Origin of the sequence: Mesorhizobium sp. M8A.F.Ca.ET.165.01.1.1 (assembly GCF_004792065.1) — a bacterium.
Lineage (GTDB): Bacteria > Pseudomonadota > Alphaproteobacteria > Rhizobiales > Rhizobiaceae > Mesorhizobium.
Window position 1 is genome coordinate 174,419 of record NZ_SRTH01000002.1, and the last position, 18,149, is coordinate 192,567.

An 18,149-nucleotide genomic window follows, 5' to 3' on the forward strand; every position below is an offset into this window, starting at 1 on the left:
GGGTCGCGGGGGGCGGCCAGGTCCGATTTCTAGCATGGCATCCCCGATTTAGTGTGACTGTTTCGTGACGGCGCGCGTTCCTACAGGACGCTGGTGATCCCGCCATCCACCAGCAGTGTCTGTCCGCTCACGAAACTGGCGGCGTCGGAAGCCAGGAACACGGCGGCTCCAGCAAGCTCCTGCACCTCGCCCCAGCGCCGCATCGGCGTGCGGCCCGTCAGCCAGGCGGAGAATTTCTCGTCGGCGACCAGCGCGGCGTTGAGCTCGGTCCTGAAATAGCCCGGCGCGATTGCGTTGACGCGCACGCCGTGCTGGCCCCATTCGCCGGCCATCGACCTGGTCAGCATGGTGATGGCGCCCTTGCTCGCCGCGTAAGGCGCGATCGAAGGGCGCGCGAGCACGCTCTGCACCGAGGAGACGTTGATGATCGCTCCCCTTTGGCGAGCGATCATGCCCTTTACGACGGCCCGGCTCACCTTGAACACGCCGTCCAGGTTGGTGGCCATCAGCGCGTCCCAGTCGGCGTCGCTAAAGCTTTCCAGCGGCGCCCGGCGCTGGATGCCCGCATTGTTGACCAGGATGTCGATCGGTCCGGTGCCCGTTTCCGCTGCCGCGACCGCCTTGTCGACCGACTGTGTGTCGGTCACGTCGATGACCGCTTCCGCGATCGAATGGCCCGCGGCGCGCAGCCTGTCTGCGGCCACTTTCAGATCGTCGGCCTTGCGGCCGCCGATCGTGACGCGAGCGCCGGCGCTCGCAAGCGCTTCCGCGAAGGCCAGGCCCAGGCCGCGGCTGGCGCCGGTTATGAAGGCATGCTTGCCTTCGAGGCCGAACAGGCGGCCGAGATAGTCAGTCGAATGCAATTTGCACCTTTATCGGTCGCGATCTGTCGCCCGCCAGCGCGAAGGCCCGTCTGGCCTCGGCAAGCGGCAGCACCAGCGTGCCGCGTGACTTGATGACATGCAAGGCGCTTTGTCGCCTTGGCGCCCGGCTGGCGGCCTCGGTTGTCGCGGCCGTCAGCCTCAGCGCTTCGGCCCGAACCCCGGATAGGGGTTGAGCGGCACGATCGCGGCAATATCCATCATGCCGGCCTTGACCAGCGGCAGAGTGGCGAGATGGCCGCGCACATCGGCGTCGCTGCCGGCTTCGAACATCATGCCGCTGCCGGGAATGTCGCCGCGATTCCAGATCTGGCGCACGGAGCCTTCCGCATAGAGGGTGCGGCGCTGTTCGGCCTCGTCAGGCAGAACGGGTGCGAAATCCGCGTCGGTGAACTTTTCCGTGTTGCGGGTGAGAAGGGCAAGGAATTGCATTTCGATCTCCTGTTGTCAGTGGTTGATGGCAGGAGATATCGCGCCGCATGGTCAGACTGTCCAAGACTGATTAGGCTAAAGTTGAGACCTGAGAGGACTTGGGTTTCGAGGAGCAAAAATGTTCGACCTGCGCCAGATCAGATATTTCGTCACCGTCGCCGAAACCGGCAATGTCGGTCGAGCCGCCGAATTGCTGCATATCTCGCAATCGCCGCTCAGCCGGCAGATCATGCAGCTGGAGCAACAGCTTGGCGTCGCCCTGTTCGAGCGGGCAAAGCAGCGCGTTCATCTCAATGCCGAGGGCCGCGCCTTCCTGACCGAGGCCCGTGCCTTGTTGTCGAATGCGAGCCGGTTGGAGGAGCTTGGCCGCAACCTGGCCAGCGGTTCCACCGGGCGCCTTGCCATCGGCTATGTCGAGGGTGCGGTTCATGCCGGGCTTGTCGCCGGCATGCTGCGCCAGTTCCGCCGCGACCGGCCGGATTTTCACCTGCAGCTGAGAAGCCTGCGCTCGGCGGCGCAGATGGAGGGGCTTCGGCAGCGCTCGCTCGATCTTGGTCTGGTGTATTCTCCCGCGGCTGCCGACGATCCCGATATCGCCAGCACGCCGCTGCGCCACGAGCCGCTGGTGCTGGCCATTCCCGAAGACGATCCGCTGGCCGATGTGGCTGATATCCAGCCGCACCATCTCGACGGCCGCGTCTGGATCACCGTGGTGCGCCAGCCCGACGACACCAATCGTGGCCAGTTCCTCGCCGCTTGCGCCGAGGCTGGCTTCGTACCCGATATCGCTTATGAAACGGCCGACCCGCTGACCTCGCTCGGCCTTGTCAGCGCTGGCCTTGGTCTCGCCACCGTGCAGGCAAGCCTGCGCACTGCCGCGCCGCCCTCGATCCTGTTCCGCGACATGCCGTGGTTCGGGCGCATGGTTTCCATTCATCTCGCCTGGCGACGGCAGGACCGGCGCGCGGTTATCGCCGATCTGCGGGAGGCTGCTCGGAGGGAGGGGAGTAGGGAGTAGGGGAAAAGCGTGCGCTCGGGCAATGCAAACGTACTGCCCCCTAGCTCTACATCTTGTCGATCACCGACTGGACGCCTTCCGTCGGCGCGTCGACCGACGACCCGGCCACCATGATGGCGGCGACGATGGCCTCGGGGTCGTTGACGACCAGCGGCTTCACACGCTGAGCGGTGTGAATGAAGCCTTCCCCAGCCATGTGATCAAGCAACGCCGTCATCGGGTCCCAGAATCCGTTGACATTGCCGAAGACGATCGGCTTGCGGTGATGGCCGAGCTGCGCCCAGGTCATGATCTCGACGATTTCCTCGACTGTGCCTATGCCGCCGGGCAGCGCCACAAAGGCGTCGGATTTCTCGAACATCTTATGTTTGCGCTCGTGCATGTTGTCGGTGATCAACAACTCGTCGAGCCGGTCAAGCGCGGTTTCGGTGGCTTCCCTGTTGATGAGGAAGCGCGGAATGATGCCGGTCACCTTGCCGCCGGCCTTGAGCGCGCCTTCGGCGACGGCGCCCATGATGCCTTTGGTGCCGCCGCCATAGACCAGCCGCAGCCCTGCCTTGGCAATCGAGCGTCCAAGCAGATGGCCGGCCTTGACATAGATTTCATCGCGGCCCGGAGACGAGCCGCAATAGACGCAGACGGATCGAATCGTGTTCATACGGATGATTGGTGATTGGGTCTGGAAGCCTGGTCAAGCCCAAAGGCTGACAAGGGCGGGCTTTTTCTTGTCGGCTTTGGCAAAACACGCTAGACCGGCGTTAGGTGGCTAAGGGGTAGGGAAATATGGCAATTAATCCATTGAAGGCGTTCCTGTTCGCGGCGGGTGGGACCGTCGCGGCGGCGGGAACCGCCTATGTATCGGGCGCGCTCGACCCGTATCTTCATCCCGCGCCGCCGGCGCAAGTGGCGGCCTTGACGCCGCCCGCGGCGCCGAAACCCGCCGACCCCGGCACGGAAGGGCGGCTGCCGGCTCCGGCGGTGCCGGCCGCTCCGGCCGCGGCACCCCAGGCGACAGCCCCGGCAGCACCCGCAACCGATGCGGCGGCGCCTGCGGCGCCCGCGACGGCGGGTCCGATCGCGCCGACTTTCGACGTCGTGCGCGTCGAGAGCAACGGCTCGATCGTCGTTGCCGGCAAGGCGGTGCCCAACTCGAAGGTCGAAATCCTCAACGGCTCAACGGTGATCGGCTCGACGGTGGCTGGTCCCGATGGCGCCTTTGTCATCGTGCTCGACGATCCGCTGAAGCCCGGCGACTATACGATCGCGCTGCGTTCGACCGTCGGCACGGTCGTGACCGCCTCGGCGCAGACTGCCGTGGTCTCGGTGCCCGCGAATGCGGCTGGCCAGGTGCTGGCCATGGTCGAGGAGCCGGGCAAGCCGGCCGAACTGTTGACGGTTCCGACACCCGAGACAAAGCCGGCGCCGGCAACCGGCGACCAAGCTGCTGAAGCGCCCGCGACGGTCGCTCCAGCGCCCGCCGCGCCGGCGCCGACCGCGCCAGCCGTGGTTGAGGCACAACCCGCTCCGGCGGCACCGGCCGCGCCGGCTGTGGCTGAACCCAAGATCGTCGTCGAGGCGGTCGAAATCGACGGCAACAAGATTTTTGTCGCCGGCCTCGCCGATCCGGGCCGCAAGGTGCGCGCCTATGCCAACGACATTCTGCTCGGCGACGCACAGACGTCGCCGGACGGCCATTTTCTGGTCGAGGCGACGCGCGACATTCCGGTCGGCAGCTATACCATCCATGTCGACGGCCTCGATGCCGACGGCGTGAAGGTGGTGGCTCGCGCCGCCGTACCCTTCGAGCGCGAGCCGGGCGAGGCGGTCGCCGCCGTTGCCCCAGCCGGGACCAAGCCGGCCGAGACCAAGCCGGCAGAGACCAAGCCCGCTGCGCCTGCTGCCGCGGAGGCACCAGCCGCTGCGGCGCCTGCTGTTGCCGCTGCTGCTCCGGCGGAGTCCGCACCAGCCGCAGAGGCCCCGGCACCGGCCGTTGTCGCGGCAGCCACGCCGCCAAGCGACGTGCCCGAAGTCGTGTCGCCCAAGCTCGAACATGCCGACGGCGCGGTCGTCATTCGGCGCAACGATACGCTGTGGCGGATTTCAAGGCGCGTCTATGGTCACGGCGTGCGCTACTCCACCATATACCTCGCCAACCAGGACCAGATCAGGAATCCGAACCGCATCTGGCCGGGGCAGGTATTCAAAGTCCCGGAAAAGTCGAAGGAAGGTGAAGCCGCCGACCTCAAGGCGATGGGCGAGCAGGCGACCACTGCACCGGCGAAGACGCAATAGCGAGAGATCGGCAATTCCGGCGATCTACCCATCGGCCTAGCTTGCCCTGTCATCGCTCATCGTCTATCGCCGATGAACGATGACAGAATACATCCCCGTATCAGACCACGCCGCCTCGGCGGCGCCTGGCTGCATGCCGGACAGCCGCCTTGTCGCGGCGCGGTTCGCAGCGCTTTCGCATCCGGCCCGAATCGAGATACTGAGGCATCTGTCCGCCAGCAATTCCTGCTGCTGCCGTGAGGTTGTCGACCATTTCGATCTGGCGCAGTCGACCATCTCCCAGCATCTGAAAATATTGGTCGAGGCCGGCCTTGTCCGCTTCGAGCCCGATCGTCAACGATCGCGCTATGCCGTCGATCGCGCGGCACTTGCCGACGTATCGGCGTCGCTCGGCGCGCTCATCAATTCCTGCTGCTCCGGCCGCTGATCCTCTCACCCAAAAGGCAAGAAAAGTGGCCGAAAAAACCGTCTCCGCCGACACCTCGACACTCACGACATTGCGTAACCTCTGGCCCTATATGTGGCCTGCCGATCGCGCCGACCTAAGGGCACGGGTGACCTGGGCGACGCTGCTGCTGGTCATGGCCAAGGTGACGCTGGTCGCCGGTCCCTATTTCTTCAAATGGGCAACCGATGCGCTGGCGGGAGGCTTCAAATCGCCCCCGCCGCTGCCGTCGTTCATGCTTGCCCCGGTGATGCTGGTCATTGCCTATAATGTGCTGAGGCTCGTCCAGCTCGGCTTCAACCAGCTGCGCGACGCTCTCTTTGCCCGGGTCGGCCAGCATGCGGTGCGTCAGCTTGCCTTCCGCACCTTCGTGCACATGCATCAGCTGTCGCTGCGTTTTCACCTGGAGCGCCGCACCGGCGGCCTGTCGCGCATCATCGAGCGGGGCACCAAGGGCATCGAGACGATCGTGCGCTTCATCATGCTGAACACGGCGCCGACGATCCTCGAATTCGCGCTGACCGCCGGCATATTCGGTTTCACCTATGGCTGGAAATACGTGGCCGTGGTGGCGATCACCGTCTGCCTCTACGTCTGGTTCACGGTCAAGGCGAGCGACTGGCGCATCTCGATCCGCCGCGACATGAACGACAGCGACACCGACGCCAACACCAAGGCGATCGACTCGCTGCTCAATTTCGAGACGGTCAAGTATTTCACCAATGAGCGCATGGAGGCCGAGCGCTTCGACCGCTCGATGGCGCGTTACGAGATCGCCGCCACCAAGACCTGGACCTCGCTCGGCTGGCTGAACTTCGGCCAGGGCTTCATCTTCGGCGTCGGCACGGTCGTCGTCATGTGCATGTCGGCGCTGGAGGTGCAGGCCGGCACCCAGAGCGTCGGCGATTTCGTTTTCATCAATGCCATGCTGGTGCAGCTTTCCGTGCCGCTCAACTTCATCGGCTTCATCTATCGCGAGATCCGGCAAGGGTTGACCGACATCGAGCACATGTTCGATCTGCTCGACGTGCCGCAGGAGATCGTCGACAAGCCCAACGCCAAGCCGCTGGCCGTGAGCGCCGGCAAGGTCGAGTTCCGCGACGTCCACTTCTCCTACGATCCGAACCGCAAGATCCTGAAGGGCGTCTCCTTCGAGGTGCCGGCCGGCAAGACCGTTGCCATTGTCGGGCCGTCGGGGGCGGGCAAGTCGACCATCTCGCGGCTGCTGTTCCGCTTCTACGACGTGCAGGGTGGCCAGGTGCTGATCGATGGCCAGGATGTGAGGGATGTGACGCAGGACAGCCTGCGCGCGGTGCTCGGCATGGTGCCGCAGGACACGGTGCTGTTCAACGACACCATCGCCTACAATATCCGCTACGGCCGTGTCAGCGCCGGCGAGGAGGAGGTGCGCAAGGCCGCCGAACTCGCCCAGATCGGACCGTTCATCGAGAAGCTGCCCGACGGCTACAAGTCGATGGTCGGCGAGCGCGGGCTGAAACTTTCCGGTGGCGAGAAGCAACGCGTGGCGATCGCGCGCACCATCCTGAAGGCGCCGCCCATCCTGATGCTCGACGAAGCCACTTCGGCGCTCGACAGCCACACCGAACAGGAGATCCAGGCCGCGCTCGACCTGGTCAGCAAAGGCCGCACCACCATCGTCATCGCCCACCGCCTGTCGACGGTGATTTCGGCCGACGAGATCATCGTGCTCAAGGATGGCCAGATCGCCGAGCGCGGCACCCATGTCGAGCTGATGCGAAAGCACGGCCTCTACGCCTCGATGTGGGACCGCCAGCGCAAGGCGACCGAGGCCGAGGAGCGGCTGCGCATTGCCCGCGAAAGCGACGAACTGGGTGTCGTCGTGCGCAGGCGCACGTCGGAAGTGTCGTAGTCGGTGGAGTGCCAATCTCCCCCCTTGTGGGGGAGATGCCCGGCAAGGCAGAGGGGGGTTGTCCCGCGGTCATCTCCGGTTTCTTTCGGAGCAGGCGCCGCTATCTGGGCCTTTCCACAAATCAATCGAGAATCCTGCTTGACCTCAACTTAAGTTGAGATTGTAGACCGTCGCTCGAGAGCCGCGAAACAGCATCCTCGAGGACGAGACAAATGGATATGAGCGTTACGAATCAGAACGTTAACGGCGGCAGCGTGTTCAGGGTCGACAAGTTCGTGGTACCCGCCGACGCACGCGAGGAGATCCTTAGCAAGGTCAGGACGACACACGAATTGCTGCGTCAGCAGCAGGGTTTCGTGCAGGATTTCCTGCTCGAGCAATTTTCGGGGCCAGGTGAATTCAATCTGGTGACGATCGTCGAATGGGAAAGCCAGGCGGCCGTCGACAAGGTCGTGCCGATCGTCAAGGCGGCGCAAGAACGCGTTGCCTTCAACCCGCAGGAGACGCTCGCCCGGCTCGGCGTCAGGGCCGACATCGCCAACTATCAGCGGGTTCCTGGGCTCTAGCCCGGCCAGCCGACACCGGGTGCCGGCGCTTCAATGCCGAGCACCTGGCCGGTGCGGGCATCGCTGACCATGTGCTCGAAGCCGCGCCATTCGGCAACAGTGATGAACAGCGTTTTCCTGTCCGCACCGCCCAGCATGCAGGCAAAGCAGCCGCGATCGGCGGTGACGGTCTGCAAGACGTCGCCGCCTTCGCGCACCCGCACGCAGTGTTTGTTGGGCACGTCGGCGTACCAGGCCGCCCCTTCGGCATCGAGGCAGATGCCATCGGGATATCCGTCTAGCGCGGCCCAGACGCGCCGATTGGACAAAGTGCCGTCGGCGGCGATGTCGAAACCGGTCAGCCGGCTGGCATGGGATTCGGCGATGATCAGCGTCTTGTTGTCCGGCGTCACCGCCATGCCGTTGGCGAAGGCGATGCTGTCCGCCACTTGGCCGATCGCGCCATCCGGTGTGACCAGCACGATGGTGCCGGGACCGAAATGCTCGCCGGCAGCCGGCGCCGGCCCGCCGCCATTGACATAGATGTTGCCGCGTCCATCGACGACGATCTCGTTCCATGGGCTTTTGGAGAGGGCTCGCAGATCGGCATGGGTGACAAGCGAGCCATCGGCTTCCTGCCGCAACAGCAGGCCTTCACGGCCCGAGATCACCAGCAGCCGGCCATCCGGCAGCCAGTCGATGGAGTAGGGCAGCACGGCCGGGATGGTGAGCATGACCTCGCTCTTGCCGCCTTCGTCCACAGCGATGATCTCGCCGGTGCCCCAGTTGCAGACCCACAGGCGTCCGTCATGCCAGCGCGGCGATTCGCCGAAAGCGAGACCGGTGGCAATGAGACGCTGGGGAAGCGGGTGAAGAGCGTGGTTCTGCATAGCGAGGAACTCCTTGTTGGACGACGGCTTGCAAGACGGCGTCGTCTCATCAAGGACGGGCGGGGGATGGGTGTCCCGACTTCAGCGTCAGCATTTTCGTTGGCCGGAACGCTGCCCCTCACTTTGAGGTCCCGATAGCTCAGGTTTGAATTCCTATATCCCATTGTGCTGCCGATATTGTTTCGTCACAATAACCCGTGGGAAGTTTTTCCTAGCACTTAGGGATTTTTGAATGTTTGGCTTTTTCTCCAGAATATCCAAGAGAATCGCCCAGGCTTCGTCTGGTGTCCAGTCTCCAGCAGCGAGGCATGCATCGAGACCCCGGTTCTTGTTGCCGGTGATCGTGCCCCGGTCGATCGTAGATGAGGCGAACGAAGAACCTTTCGAAGTCGTCTTCGCTGTTGAGAAGTTCATCCACAGCATGGTTTCCGAGGGGCTTTACCGTAAATGGGAGATTAACCCGAAGGCGATGCAGGTCTCCCATGCTGATTTGTATTCGGCGGAGGTAAAGAACGGTGGCCATAGTCAATTCATCCATAATGCCGGCGAGGAGTTCGACGCTATGGTTGCAAACGCCCGCGCGGCTCTGACGGCCATTGGCGCAAAAGGGCAATTGGCGGCTCTCGAAAAGATGTCCACCTGGGTCGCCGATCACCCTGACGAGGCCGAAGAACAGACTGGCTTCGAGGGCGGCCGCGACGATTTTCTCGATACACTTGACCATGCGTTCTACGACGCCGACGAAGCTTCACCAATGATCGAGCTGTTGGCGCGCTGGATCGTGTCCTGGCCTGACCTGCGAGTTGTCGAAGACGAGACCTTCGATGAGGCCATACTTCAGTTGGCAATGGCCAATCCTCGTCGTGAACCTCGGCTCCTCCATCAATCGATCGCCGAGCTGGTCGGTCAGATGATCAGCGCTCGGAACGTGGGAGTCAGTCTCGCTTGCGCCAATGCAACGCCGCCGGAGGTCAGATTGTTGCTGGGCATGGCCAGGATGCTGGATGTCGATGGCGAGAAGCAATTGGTTTTTCAACTCCGGACCAATTCGAATGAGCCTCGCCTGTGCGTTGCAACGGGCAGCCACGCAGCATTTTATGAGTGCATACCTCCAGAGGCACCAGCGATTATTCGCCCCGGTGAAAACCTATTCACAGCCGGCGCGCCGCGCGTTGGCCGCAGGCTCGGGTACGCGGACGGGCAAATGGTAGCAAAAGTGATTGAGCTAGCGGAGGAGTATCATGCGCCGGTTGCCGTCGATCTTCTGTTGCGAAAGATTGGGGTCGATCCGACCAAGGCTATCGTTTCGGCGAATTCGGTCGTTCAGCGTGCGGAGGGGCCGGTTGTGAATTGGGTGGTGATGGCTGGTGGTCACGCTTTTCTCTTCCAGTCGTACCCGGATCGTGGCGTGCTGCTCCGCGGCGACCACGAAGAAAGTCTTGCGGAGGTTCATCGAAATGAGCTTCAGGAGTATTTTGACCTCACCGCCGCAGCTGGCGAATAAATTGTTCGTGGTGGATCCGAGCAGGCCCTTCAGCTGCCATTGCTTACTCGAGAAGAACACTTCATCGGCGTGGCGGCGCTGAGCGATGCCACTTGCCGGTGCCGCTCTGCTCGACGACCAGCACGGGTCGCCATCGCGGCGAAAGCTGGCGACAAACTCGCGCCGCCGATTGTCGCGTTGCGGGCAGGGGGTGTTTCCGCTATTGAGGCCGGACCTGAAACAGGGACCGCCCCCAGCCCATGAGCCTTGTCGACACGGTCAAGAACGCGTTCGTACCGATCCATCGCGAAGGCTATCCCTTCATCGCGGCCTTTGGCGCGGCGACGCTGTTCCTCGGCTATTTCTCCTCGATCCTGTTCTGGGTCGGCCTGATCCTGACCGCCTGGTGCGTCTATTTCTTCCGCGATCCCGAGCGCGTCACGCCTGTCGACGATCGCCTGGTGGTAAGCCCCGCCGACGGCATCATTTCGGCGGTGGGGCCTGCCGTGCCACCGCGCGAGCTTGGCCTCGGCAATGTCGAGATGACCCGCATCTCCGTGTTCATGAACGTCTTTTCCTGCCACGTGAACCGCTCTCCGGTGCGCGGCCGCATCGCCAAGATCGAGCATCGCCCTGGAAAGTTCCTCAATGCCGAACTGGATAAAGCGAGCACCGAAAACGAGCGCAATGGGCTGGTCATCGAGAGCCCCAACGGTACGGTGGCGGCAGTCCAGATCGCCGGCCTGGTGGCGCGCCGCATTGTCTGCTGGACCGAGGCCGGCGCTTCGATCGGCACCGGCGAGCGTTTCGGCCTGATCCGTTTCGGCTCGCGTGTCGACGTGTTCCTGCCTTTGACCGCCACGCCGCGCGTTGCCGTCGGCCAGACGGCCGTCGGCGGCGAAACGGTGCTGGCCGAATTCGGCGGCATCGCCGGCACGCCCCTCGTACGGATTTCCTGACCGGTGGGCACGCAGTATAAAAAATTCGAGGCCCATGCCAGCGGCGGTCCCCGCATCCGCGAGATCCCGATGCGCATGGTGCTGCCCAACCTCGTCACCGTGCTTGCCATCTGCGCCGGCCTGTCCGGCATCCGCTTTGCCTTCGAAAACCGCTTTGAAACCGCCGTTGTCATGGTGCTGCTTGCCGCCTTCCTCGACGGCATCGACGGTCGCCTGGCGCGAATGCTGAAAGCCACCTCCAAATTCGGCGCGCAGATGGATTCGTTGGCCGACATCGTCAATTTCGGTGTCGCGCCAGCGCTGGTGCTTTATGCCTTCCTGCTCGACCGTGCCGGCTCGCCGGGCTGGATCGCGGCACTTTTGTTCGCGATCGCCTGTGGTTTGCGGTTGGCGCGCTTCAACGTGCTCGACGACGAGAAGGCCGAGCGCCCGATATGGCAGAGTGAATATTTCGTCGGTGTGCCGGCGCCTGCTGGCGCGGTGCTGGTGATGCTGCCGCTCTATCTCTATTTCCTGCGCCTTGGGGCGGAGCCCAGCCGGCCGGCCGCCTTCGTCGCCACCGGCTTCACCATCCTGGTCGCCTTCCTGCTGGTCAGCCGGTTGCCGGTCTATTCCGGCAAGAGCGTCAAGATCCCTGGCGACAGGGTGCTGCCGGTCATCCTCGCCGTCGTGCTCTATATCCTCCTGCTGATGACCTATCCCTGGTACACGCTGACGGCATCGGTCGCGGGCTATCTGATCTTCCTGCCGTTTTCCGTGCGTGCCTACTCCAAGCGCGCCAGGCTGGAAGGCGAGAAGGTGCCGCCTTCGGATATAGGTTAGGGTCGCAGACCGCGGACCAACAAATCGGTCCAGGCGGACGCGAAGCGTTCGTCGCTGACCTCGATCGAGCGCTCGGCCCAGATCGCTTCGAAGACGCGGAACATGGCGACGCTGCCGACGATGACGGCGGAGACCGCGTCGCTGTCATGGGGACGCAGTTCGCCCTGGCGCTGGCGCTCCCGCAACCATTCGGCGACTGCGTGGTACGTGCTCTGCATGATCTCGCCACGCGCCGAGGCTTTCAATTCCGGAAAGGGCTCAAGATCGCGCCACAGGATTCTGAGCACGTCGCGATTCGCGCCGAGTTTTTCCAGCATGCTCTCCACGATCCGCCGCGCCCCCTGATCGACAGGAAGCACCTGTTCGCCAAGCTCGGCGCGTCCTTCCCGCGCCGTTCCAACAAACCGGTCGATTGCCGCGGCAAGCAGCGCCTCCTTTGAGGGAAAGTGCTTGTAGAGCGCACCCGAGCCACGCGACAGGCCGGCGGCTTCCTGAATTTCGGGAACGCTGGTCCGGTCATATCCGCGCTCGGCGAACAGGCGAATGGCTTCGCGTAAAATGCGCTCGCGTCCGGCGGATGGCGGCTTCATGGCTATTCCTGTCACTCGATCCTGGTGGTGGAGATTCGGCGCCCGACAGTACCATTCTCGCGCGAAATCGTAGGATCGCTCACGGCGCGCATCCACCCTGCTCGGAAAGCCATGCCTTCCATGTTCTTTCTCCCAGCCGTTCGCTGGTTTCGACCAGGCCCAAGGCAAGGCTTATCTTTCGACTCACCGGAAACGGCAGAATGAGGCGCCGGAGCCCGAGCACATCCCGGTATTGTCGAGCGAATGTCGAGAACGGCATCACCTCGGGTCCGCCGATCTGCGGGCGGACACCGCGTTCCCCGTCGCTGACAGCCTGGGCCAGATATCTGGCGACATCGCGTGTATCGACAGGATTTGAGGGCGAAGTCGGCAGCAGCCAGACCGGCAGCCATCTCAGCCCGGCCAGCATCTGCGCCAGAAGGTAAAAGAATGGCGTCGCGCGGATGACCGACCAGGAAAGTGGCGACTCTCGCACAAGCTGCTCGCCCGCCAGCTTCACGCGGCTATAGGGCAGGGTGCTGAAGTCGAGGCCGACGATCGACACGAAGATGAAATGCGAGACATTGGCGCGCTGCGATGCGGCAAGCAGCCGCCGCGTGCCTTCGACGTCGACATCCGACGGACTGGAGAAGAAATCGATCGGCCGCATACCGCGCCTGGCGATCGGCGACAACGTTGCGGCATGGATGACCGTATCGACGCCGCCAAGGGCTTCATCAATGCCTTCGCCCGTTGCGAGGTCGCCAAGCGCCCATTCGACCGCCCATTCGACGGCGCGGTCCAGCCTCGCTTCCCTGGCCAGCAACCTGACAGTGTGCCCGGACGCGGTCAGTGCCGGCACGAGATCGTGTCCGAGATGCCCGGTGCCGCCGGTGACGAGGATCTTTGCCATGCTGGATCTCCTCGCCGTGCAAAGGAGGTGTCATGTCGCGCTGGCAGAAATATGCATGCTCAGCCTGCCTTAGTGAGTGAATACTCTCTCACCTTAGATTTGTCCATCTGAATCGCTGCGGCAGGATGGCGCGGTCCTTGGTCATGCGAAGACGACAGCGGGCCTCGAAAGGGGCGTAGGTGGCACTAAGCCGCCACGCCAAGCCCCAGCCGGTCGATCGCCAGTTTCCTGGTCGATACATAGTCGGTCTTGCCCGAACCGAGCACCGGGATTTCCTCGACCTTGACGATGTCGTTGGGCACCATCAGTTCGGCCGCACCGGCCTTTTTGCCGAACTGTCGCAACTCTTCGGCGCTTGCTTCGTCTGCGGTGGTGACCAGCACGATGCGCTCGCCCCGCCTCTTGTCCGGCACCGCCACCGCCGCATGGTGTTCTTCCGGCCACAGCGACTGCACCAGCATCTCCACAGCGCCCAGCGACACCATCTCGCCGGCGATCTTGGCGAAGCGCTTGGCGCGGCCACGAATGGTGATGAAGCCTTCGCGGTCAACGGCGACGATGTCGCCCGTGTCGTGCCAGCCGGTCAGCGGCTGCAGTTCGCCGGGGCGGTCCGCGGTCATGTAGCCCATCATCATGTTCGGCCCGTCGAGCCACAACTGGCCGGCATCATTGATGCCTTCGACCGGCTCCAGCTTCATGCGGATGGCCGGCAGCAACCGCCCGACCGTGCCGTCGCGGCCGTGGATCGCGGTGTTGACGGCAACCACGGGCGCTGCCTCGGTCAGCCCGAAGCCCTCGATGATCTCGGCCTGGAAGCGTTCACGATAGGTGCGGCGGGTGTCCGGCTTCACCGCCTCGGCGCCGGCAACGACGAAGCGCAGGCTGGAAAAATCCCCGTCCTTGGCAGTGCGCGCATAGTTGGCGAGAAACGTGTCGGTGCCGAACATGATGGTCGGTTTCACCTTGCGCGCGATCTCGGGGATGATCTTGTAGTGGAGAGGCGAGGGATAGAGGAACAGTTTTACCCCGGTGACCAGCGGCAGGATGGTGCCACCCGTCAGGCCGAAGGAATGGAACACCGGCAGCACGTTGAGCAGGATGTCCGCCGGCGAAATGGTGATCCGCGCCTCGGCCTGCATGGCATTGGCGAGAAGGTTCTTTTGCGACAGAACGACCGCCTTCGGCGTGCCTTCCGAACCCGAGGTGAAGAGGGTCACGCCCGGCCTGGCCGCGTCCTGCCGTTGCAGCGGCAGGCGCCACAGCAAGGCGGCGGCAAGCTTGTCCAGCGTGGTGACGCTGGTCCGCACATCTTCCAGCCACAGCAGCCGGGCGCCGCCCGTTTCGGCCGCGGCGACGATATCGGCGAGATCGGCCTTCTCGACAAAGGCACGCGAAGAGACAACGGTGCGGATGACGGCCGTCCGTATCGCTGCGGTGACGCTTGCCGGCCCGGCCGTGTAGTTGATCATTGCCGCCACCCGGCCCGCCGAGAGAAGGCCGACGAGCGACAGCACGACGCCATTGGCGTTGGGCAGCATCACCCCCACCGCTTCGCCCGGCGCCGTCACCGCCTCGAAGCGCCTGCCCAGCACCCGTGCGCCGATGAACATCTTGCGGTAGCTCAAGGGCCCCGAGATGACATCTTCGATGATGGTGTGCGAGGCGCCGACGCGGTCGGCGGCGTCGCGCATGGCCAGGAACAGGCCGCGGTCGAGGTCGGTGCCGAAAAGCCGGGCCTCGGCGACACGGTCGAACAGCGCATTGGTGTTCGAGGCCTGGTCCGGGTTGCGCGCCACCAGTTCGGCGACCGTCATTGGCTCCAGGACACTGATCGCCAGCCGTGGAAACCAGTGACGCGGTGCCTTGTCCGCCGGCGTCAGCGAGACCGGCAGGCTGCGTGCACCGGCGACAAAGATCGGCACGATGCGGGCATCGGCCTGCATGGCGATGCGGGTGACGGCGCGAAACAGCCGAAACGTCTTGACGTCGGGCTCGACCGCATCGGGCAGATAGACGGCCAGCCGGCCCTTGCCCTTCAGCACGCGCACCAGCCGGCGGCTGACGAAGACATGTTCGGCGTTGAAAGCAATGGTGCGGCCGAGTTCGCGCCAGGGCTCGAGCCATGGCGAGCGCGCCGAGACCTCGTCGAGTATATGCAGCGTGTCGTCCGGCAGCAGCGAAAGCATCAGTGCCGGCTCGAAGCGCGACTGGTGCGAGATGACATAGATGACCGGCACCTGCGCCTTGCGGGCGACCCTGATGCGATTGTCGCTGATCCGGTAGGCGAGTTTGAACGGCACGTAGAGCAGCGCCTGCGTGAAACGCAGGTCGAGGCGGAATTTCTCCACCGCCCCGATCAGCAGCCATGCCACGACCAGGCCCGCAAGCAGCGCCAGTGTCAGGATCATGCCGCGTCTCTCCCAACGGTTCTGTCATCGCGGCTCTTGTGAGGCCGCTTCGAGGGCAGAGCCTAGCGGAAGTCGAGGCAAGGTCAATGCGGAAGGGGCCGCCTCACGCCGCCTTCAGCCGCCCACTGATGAAACGGAACTCCTGCGTCTTGCCGCCATAGCCATAGGCGGCTGCCGGGACCTCGTGCACGAAAGCATAGCTTTCCTGGTGCACGCCGCCAAGCAGGCGACCAAAGGCTTCGAAGATCGCCTTGAGATAGGCTTCCAGTTCGAGCTTGGTGTTGGTGCCGTCGACCACCTTGATGTCGAGCCAGAACGTGTTGGTGCCGTGCTCGGCGAGCGACTTGCCGCCGGCGAACCAGTGCTGCGGATCGAGATAGGACACGGCCACCGCGGTGATAGTCGGATCCTTGCGCAGATGCGTGGCGGTGATCTCGGTTACTTCCCTGGCGATGCTGGCGGACAGGGTGGCATCTGGCTTGCCGGTGACGCTGACATTGATGATGGGCATTTTTCTTCTCCTTGGTTTCTAGCGGCGTCGGTCGCCGTTGGAGAGACCATGCCATCATCTTGGAATCAAAAAAATCGAATTGTTTTCAATCAAAGATTCGATAATATCGAATTATGGAAACGCTCGATCCCGACCTGCTCAGAACCTTCCTTGCCTTCGTCGACAGCGGTTCGCTGGCGCAGGCAGCCGCTAATGTCGGCCGGTCGCCGTCGGCGGTGACGGCCCAGATGCAGCGGCTGGAGGAGATCGTCGGCGAGCCGCTTCTGGCGCCTCAGGGCAGGGGGCGCGGCCTGACGCCGGCAGGCGAGGACCTCGTCGGCCATGCCAGGCGCATTCTTGCCGTGCATCGCGAGGCGTGGCTGGCGCTGAAAGGCGCACGCGCTGCCGGGCGCGTCGCCATAGGCACGACACAGGATTTCGCCGATAGCGGCCTGCCGGACCTGCTGCGAGCCTTCGCTTCCAGCCATCCGCGCGTCAGGATCGAACTGCGGGTCGGCCGCTCCGCCGAACTGGCGCAGGCGCTGCAGGCCGGCAGCCTCGATCTGGCGATCGTCATGCGCCAGACCGCGGTGCCGGATGAAGTCGGCGTGCTGCGCGAGCCGATGATATGGCTGTGTTCGAGCAAGGGGCTGGCCTCGCGGCAGGAAGAATTGCCGTTGGCGCTACTTGATCCCTATTGCGGGTTCCGCGAAGCGGCACTCGCCGCGCTCGATGCCGCAGGCCGCCGCTATCGCATCGCCGCCGGCAGCGCCAGCCTTGCCGGACTGCGCACTGCGGTGAATGCCGGCGTGGCGCTGACCTTGCGAACCCCCCGCTTTGCCCATTCCGGCATTGTCGAAGCACCGCGCGAGCTTGGCCTGCCGCAGGTGCCGATGGCTGAGTTCGCGATCCGGCTGCGCGCCGGCGCCGATGCGTCCGCGGGCGATCTGGCGGCGCTGCTGGGTGACAACCTGGCTCTCTCCGGTTGATTTCTAAAAGGCCGCATTCCGTCACAGCCTTTTGGCAAAGAAAAAGCCGACCTTGCGGTCGGCTTGGGAGTGGGACGGGCCGAGGGGTTTGGGGGGACTTGGGGGGTGGCCCGTCGCACCAATAATGTCTGAGCACGGCGATGGTTCCGTGACTTTGAAATTTTTTTTTAGGAAATATTTGATGCCGGGCGTTGCGAACGTGCCATCAGCCAGTCGCGGCCGGCGTGGGCAAAGACGGCACAGAGCACGATCGCGCCGCCGACCAAGCTCGCCACCGGGGGTATTTCGGCCAGGAACAGAAATGCAAACAGGATCGCGAACGGCACTTCCGCCGAGCCGAGCAGGCCGGATTCAGGCGCCGGGATGAGCCGCGAGCCTTCTGTCCACAGGATCGAAGCCAGCGCGAAGGATGCGCCGAACGTGGCAAGCAGAACCGCGTCCCTTGCCGAGACCGCCAGGGGATCGGTGACGAACCAGCCGAGTATGAACAACAGGAAGGCGGAGACCGCGCCGGCCCACACCGCCGGCGTGTCGCGGAACGCGCGCACCATGATCATGTAGAGCGCGCTGCCGGCCGTCATCAGCAGCGCCAGTCCGTCGCCGAACAGATTGCCGGTACCGAAACCCGACCACACCATGATGGCAACCCCGCACAGCGACACGGCCGCCGCCACCATGGTCTGCAGGCGGAACGGCTCGCGCACCAGCATCCAGGCCAGCACGGCGGCAATGAAGGGCGAGGTCGCGTAGATCACCGCGACATTGGCGACGAAAGTGAACTTGAACGCCGAAATGAAGGCGATGCTGGCCAGCGCGCCTTCCACCGCCAGCAGCCAGCCGCGCCAGCCAAGCCGCAGCGGTTCGCGGTTGCCGGCACGGTGGCGGCGCCACAGCACGTAAAGGCTGATCAGGATCGCGCCGACAAAGCCGCGCCAGCAGGTGATCGTCAGCGGATCGGCATGGATCGACTTGGTCAGCACACCGGTCAGCCCGAATACAGCCGCCGAGGATGACACGAGGATGATGCCCAGCGTGCGCTCGGCGATAGTGTCGGTGGTGGCTGTCACATCAGTCATGCCGCGAGACTACGCCACTCCATCCTGACATCGTAGCGTCAGCAAC

At 64.0% G+C, this 18,149-nt stretch carries 18 protein-coding genes; 9 read left to right on the top strand and 9 right to left on the bottom strand.

Going from position 1 to position 18,149, the window contains the following annotated elements:
* Positions 1-80: 80 nt before the first annotated feature.
* Together EN808_RS05385 and EN808_RS05390 are read right to left on the bottom strand one after the other, a co-directional pair.
* Positions 81-863 (bottom strand): glucose 1-dehydrogenase, encoded by a 783-nt coding sequence (locus EN808_RS05385; protein ID WP_127871406.1) that lies wholly within the window; start codon positions 861-863, stop codon positions 81-83.
* A gap of 159 nt (positions 864-1,022) precedes the next feature.
* Positions 1,023-1,313: a muconolactone Delta-isomerase family protein gene (locus EN808_RS05390; protein WP_127281229.1), complete on the bottom strand. Its 291-nt coding sequence runs from the start codon at positions 1,311-1,313 to the stop codon at positions 1,023-1,025.
* Between the two features lie 118 nt (positions 1,314-1,431).
* Here EN808_RS05390 and EN808_RS05395 point away from each other — a divergent pair, with 118 nt between their 5' ends.
* The gene (locus EN808_RS05395) at positions 1,432-2,331 is read left to right on the top strand and encodes a LysR substrate-binding domain-containing protein (RefSeq protein WP_135863768.1); all 900 of its coding nucleotides are present in this window, start codon (positions 1,432-1,434) and stop codon (positions 2,329-2,331) included.
* Between the two features lie 46 nt (positions 2,332-2,377).
* On the opposite strand, the gene EN808_RS05400 is transcribed toward EN808_RS05395, so the two are convergent.
* A complete protein-coding gene (locus EN808_RS05400) occupies positions 2,378-2,989 on the bottom strand; it encodes a TIGR00730 family Rossman fold protein (RefSeq protein WP_127281002.1) in 612 nt (203 codons plus the stop codon).
* Positions 2,990-3,114: 125 nt separating this feature from the next.
* Between EN808_RS05400 and EN808_RS05405 the strand changes: the two genes are divergently transcribed.
* From EN808_RS05405 to EN808_RS05420, 4 genes are all read left to right on the top strand, one after another.
* Positions 3,115-4,623 carry a LysM peptidoglycan-binding domain-containing protein gene (locus EN808_RS05405; protein WP_135863770.1) on the top strand — a complete coding sequence of 503 codons (1,509 nt, stop codon included), beginning with the start codon at positions 3,115-3,117 and terminating at the stop codon, positions 4,621-4,623.
* Positions 4,624-4,756: 133 nt separating this feature from the next.
* Complete coding sequence (locus tag EN808_RS05410) at positions 4,757-5,050, top strand: metalloregulator ArsR/SmtB family transcription factor (protein WP_135883434.1); 294 nt, start codon at positions 4,757-4,759, stop codon at positions 5,048-5,050.
* A 25-nt stretch (positions 5,051-5,075) separates the two neighbouring features.
* Complete coding sequence (locus tag EN808_RS05415; RefSeq protein ID WP_135915325.1) at positions 5,076-6,959, top strand: ABC transporter ATP-binding protein/permease; 1,884 nt, start codon at positions 5,076-5,078, stop codon at positions 6,957-6,959.
* Positions 6,960-7,177: 218 nt separating this feature from the next.
* Positions 7,178-7,525, top strand: coding sequence for an antibiotic biosynthesis monooxygenase (locus EN808_RS05420; RefSeq protein WP_135915326.1), 348 nt, complete (start codon positions 7,178-7,180; stop codon positions 7,523-7,525).
* Here EN808_RS05420 and EN808_RS05425 read toward each other — a convergent pair.
* The gene (locus tag EN808_RS05425) at positions 7,522-8,394 is read right to left on the bottom strand and encodes an SMP-30/gluconolactonase/LRE family protein (protein WP_135915327.1); all 873 of its coding nucleotides are present in this window, start codon (positions 8,392-8,394) and stop codon (positions 7,522-7,524) included. The two genes, EN808_RS05420 and EN808_RS05425, sit on opposite strands and share 4 nt — an antisense overlap.
* Positions 8,395-8,731: 337 nt before the next feature.
* On the opposite strand from EN808_RS05425, the gene EN808_RS05430 reads away from it, so the two are divergent.
* From EN808_RS05430 to pssA, 3 genes are all read left to right on the top strand, one after another.
* The gene (locus tag EN808_RS05430; protein WP_245520722.1) at positions 8,732-9,898 is read left to right on the top strand and encodes a DUF4375 domain-containing protein; all 1,167 of its coding nucleotides are present in this window, start codon (positions 8,732-8,734) and stop codon (positions 9,896-9,898) included.
* A 239-nt stretch (positions 9,899-10,137) separates the two neighbouring features.
* Positions 10,138-10,836 carry a phosphatidylserine decarboxylase gene (locus EN808_RS05435; protein ID WP_127278715.1) on the top strand — a complete coding sequence of 233 codons (699 nt, stop codon included), beginning with the start codon at positions 10,138-10,140 and terminating at the stop codon, positions 10,834-10,836.
* Positions 10,837-10,911: 75 nt separating this feature from the next.
* Positions 10,912-11,658 carry a CDP-diacylglycerol--serine O-phosphatidyltransferase gene (pssA, locus tag EN808_RS05440; RefSeq protein ID WP_245464392.1) on the top strand — a complete coding sequence of 249 codons (747 nt, stop codon included), beginning with the start codon at positions 10,912-10,914 and terminating at the stop codon, positions 11,656-11,658.
* Here the strand turns inward: pssA and EN808_RS05445 are convergent.
* From EN808_RS05445 to EN808_RS05460, 4 genes are all read right to left on the bottom strand, one after another.
* Positions 11,655-12,248, bottom strand: a complete 594-nt coding sequence (locus EN808_RS05445) for a TetR/AcrR family transcriptional regulator (protein ID WP_127278713.1) — start codon at positions 12,246-12,248, stop codon at positions 11,655-11,657. The genes pssA and EN808_RS05445 overlap by 4 nt on opposite strands.
* Positions 12,249-12,327: 79 nt before the next feature.
* Positions 12,328-13,140 carry an NAD(P)H-binding protein gene (locus EN808_RS05450; protein WP_127278712.1) on the bottom strand — a complete coding sequence of 271 codons (813 nt, stop codon included), beginning with the start codon at positions 13,138-13,140 and terminating at the stop codon, positions 12,328-12,330.
* Between the two features lie 185 nt (positions 13,141-13,325).
* Positions 13,326-15,548 (bottom strand): AMP-binding protein, encoded by a 2,223-nt coding sequence (locus EN808_RS05455; protein WP_135915329.1) that lies wholly within the window; start codon positions 15,546-15,548, stop codon positions 13,326-13,328.
* A gap of 103 nt (positions 15,549-15,651) precedes the next feature.
* A complete protein-coding gene (locus tag EN808_RS05460) occupies positions 15,652-16,059 on the bottom strand; it encodes a 4-oxalocrotonate tautomerase family protein (protein ID WP_127278710.1) in 408 nt (135 codons plus the stop codon).
* Between the two features lie 113 nt (positions 16,060-16,172).
* On the opposite strand from EN808_RS05460, the gene EN808_RS05465 reads away from it, so the two are divergent.
* Positions 16,173-17,027 (top strand): LysR substrate-binding domain-containing protein, encoded by an 855-nt coding sequence (locus EN808_RS05465; protein ID WP_135915330.1) that lies wholly within the window; start codon positions 16,173-16,175, stop codon positions 17,025-17,027.
* 167 nt (positions 17,028-17,194) lie between these two features.
* On the opposite strand, the gene EN808_RS05470 is transcribed toward EN808_RS05465, so the two are convergent.
* Positions 17,195-18,103 (bottom strand): DMT family transporter, encoded by a 909-nt coding sequence (locus EN808_RS05470; protein ID WP_127871416.1) that lies wholly within the window; start codon positions 18,101-18,103, stop codon positions 17,195-17,197.
* Positions 18,104-18,149: the final 46 nt, after the last annotated feature.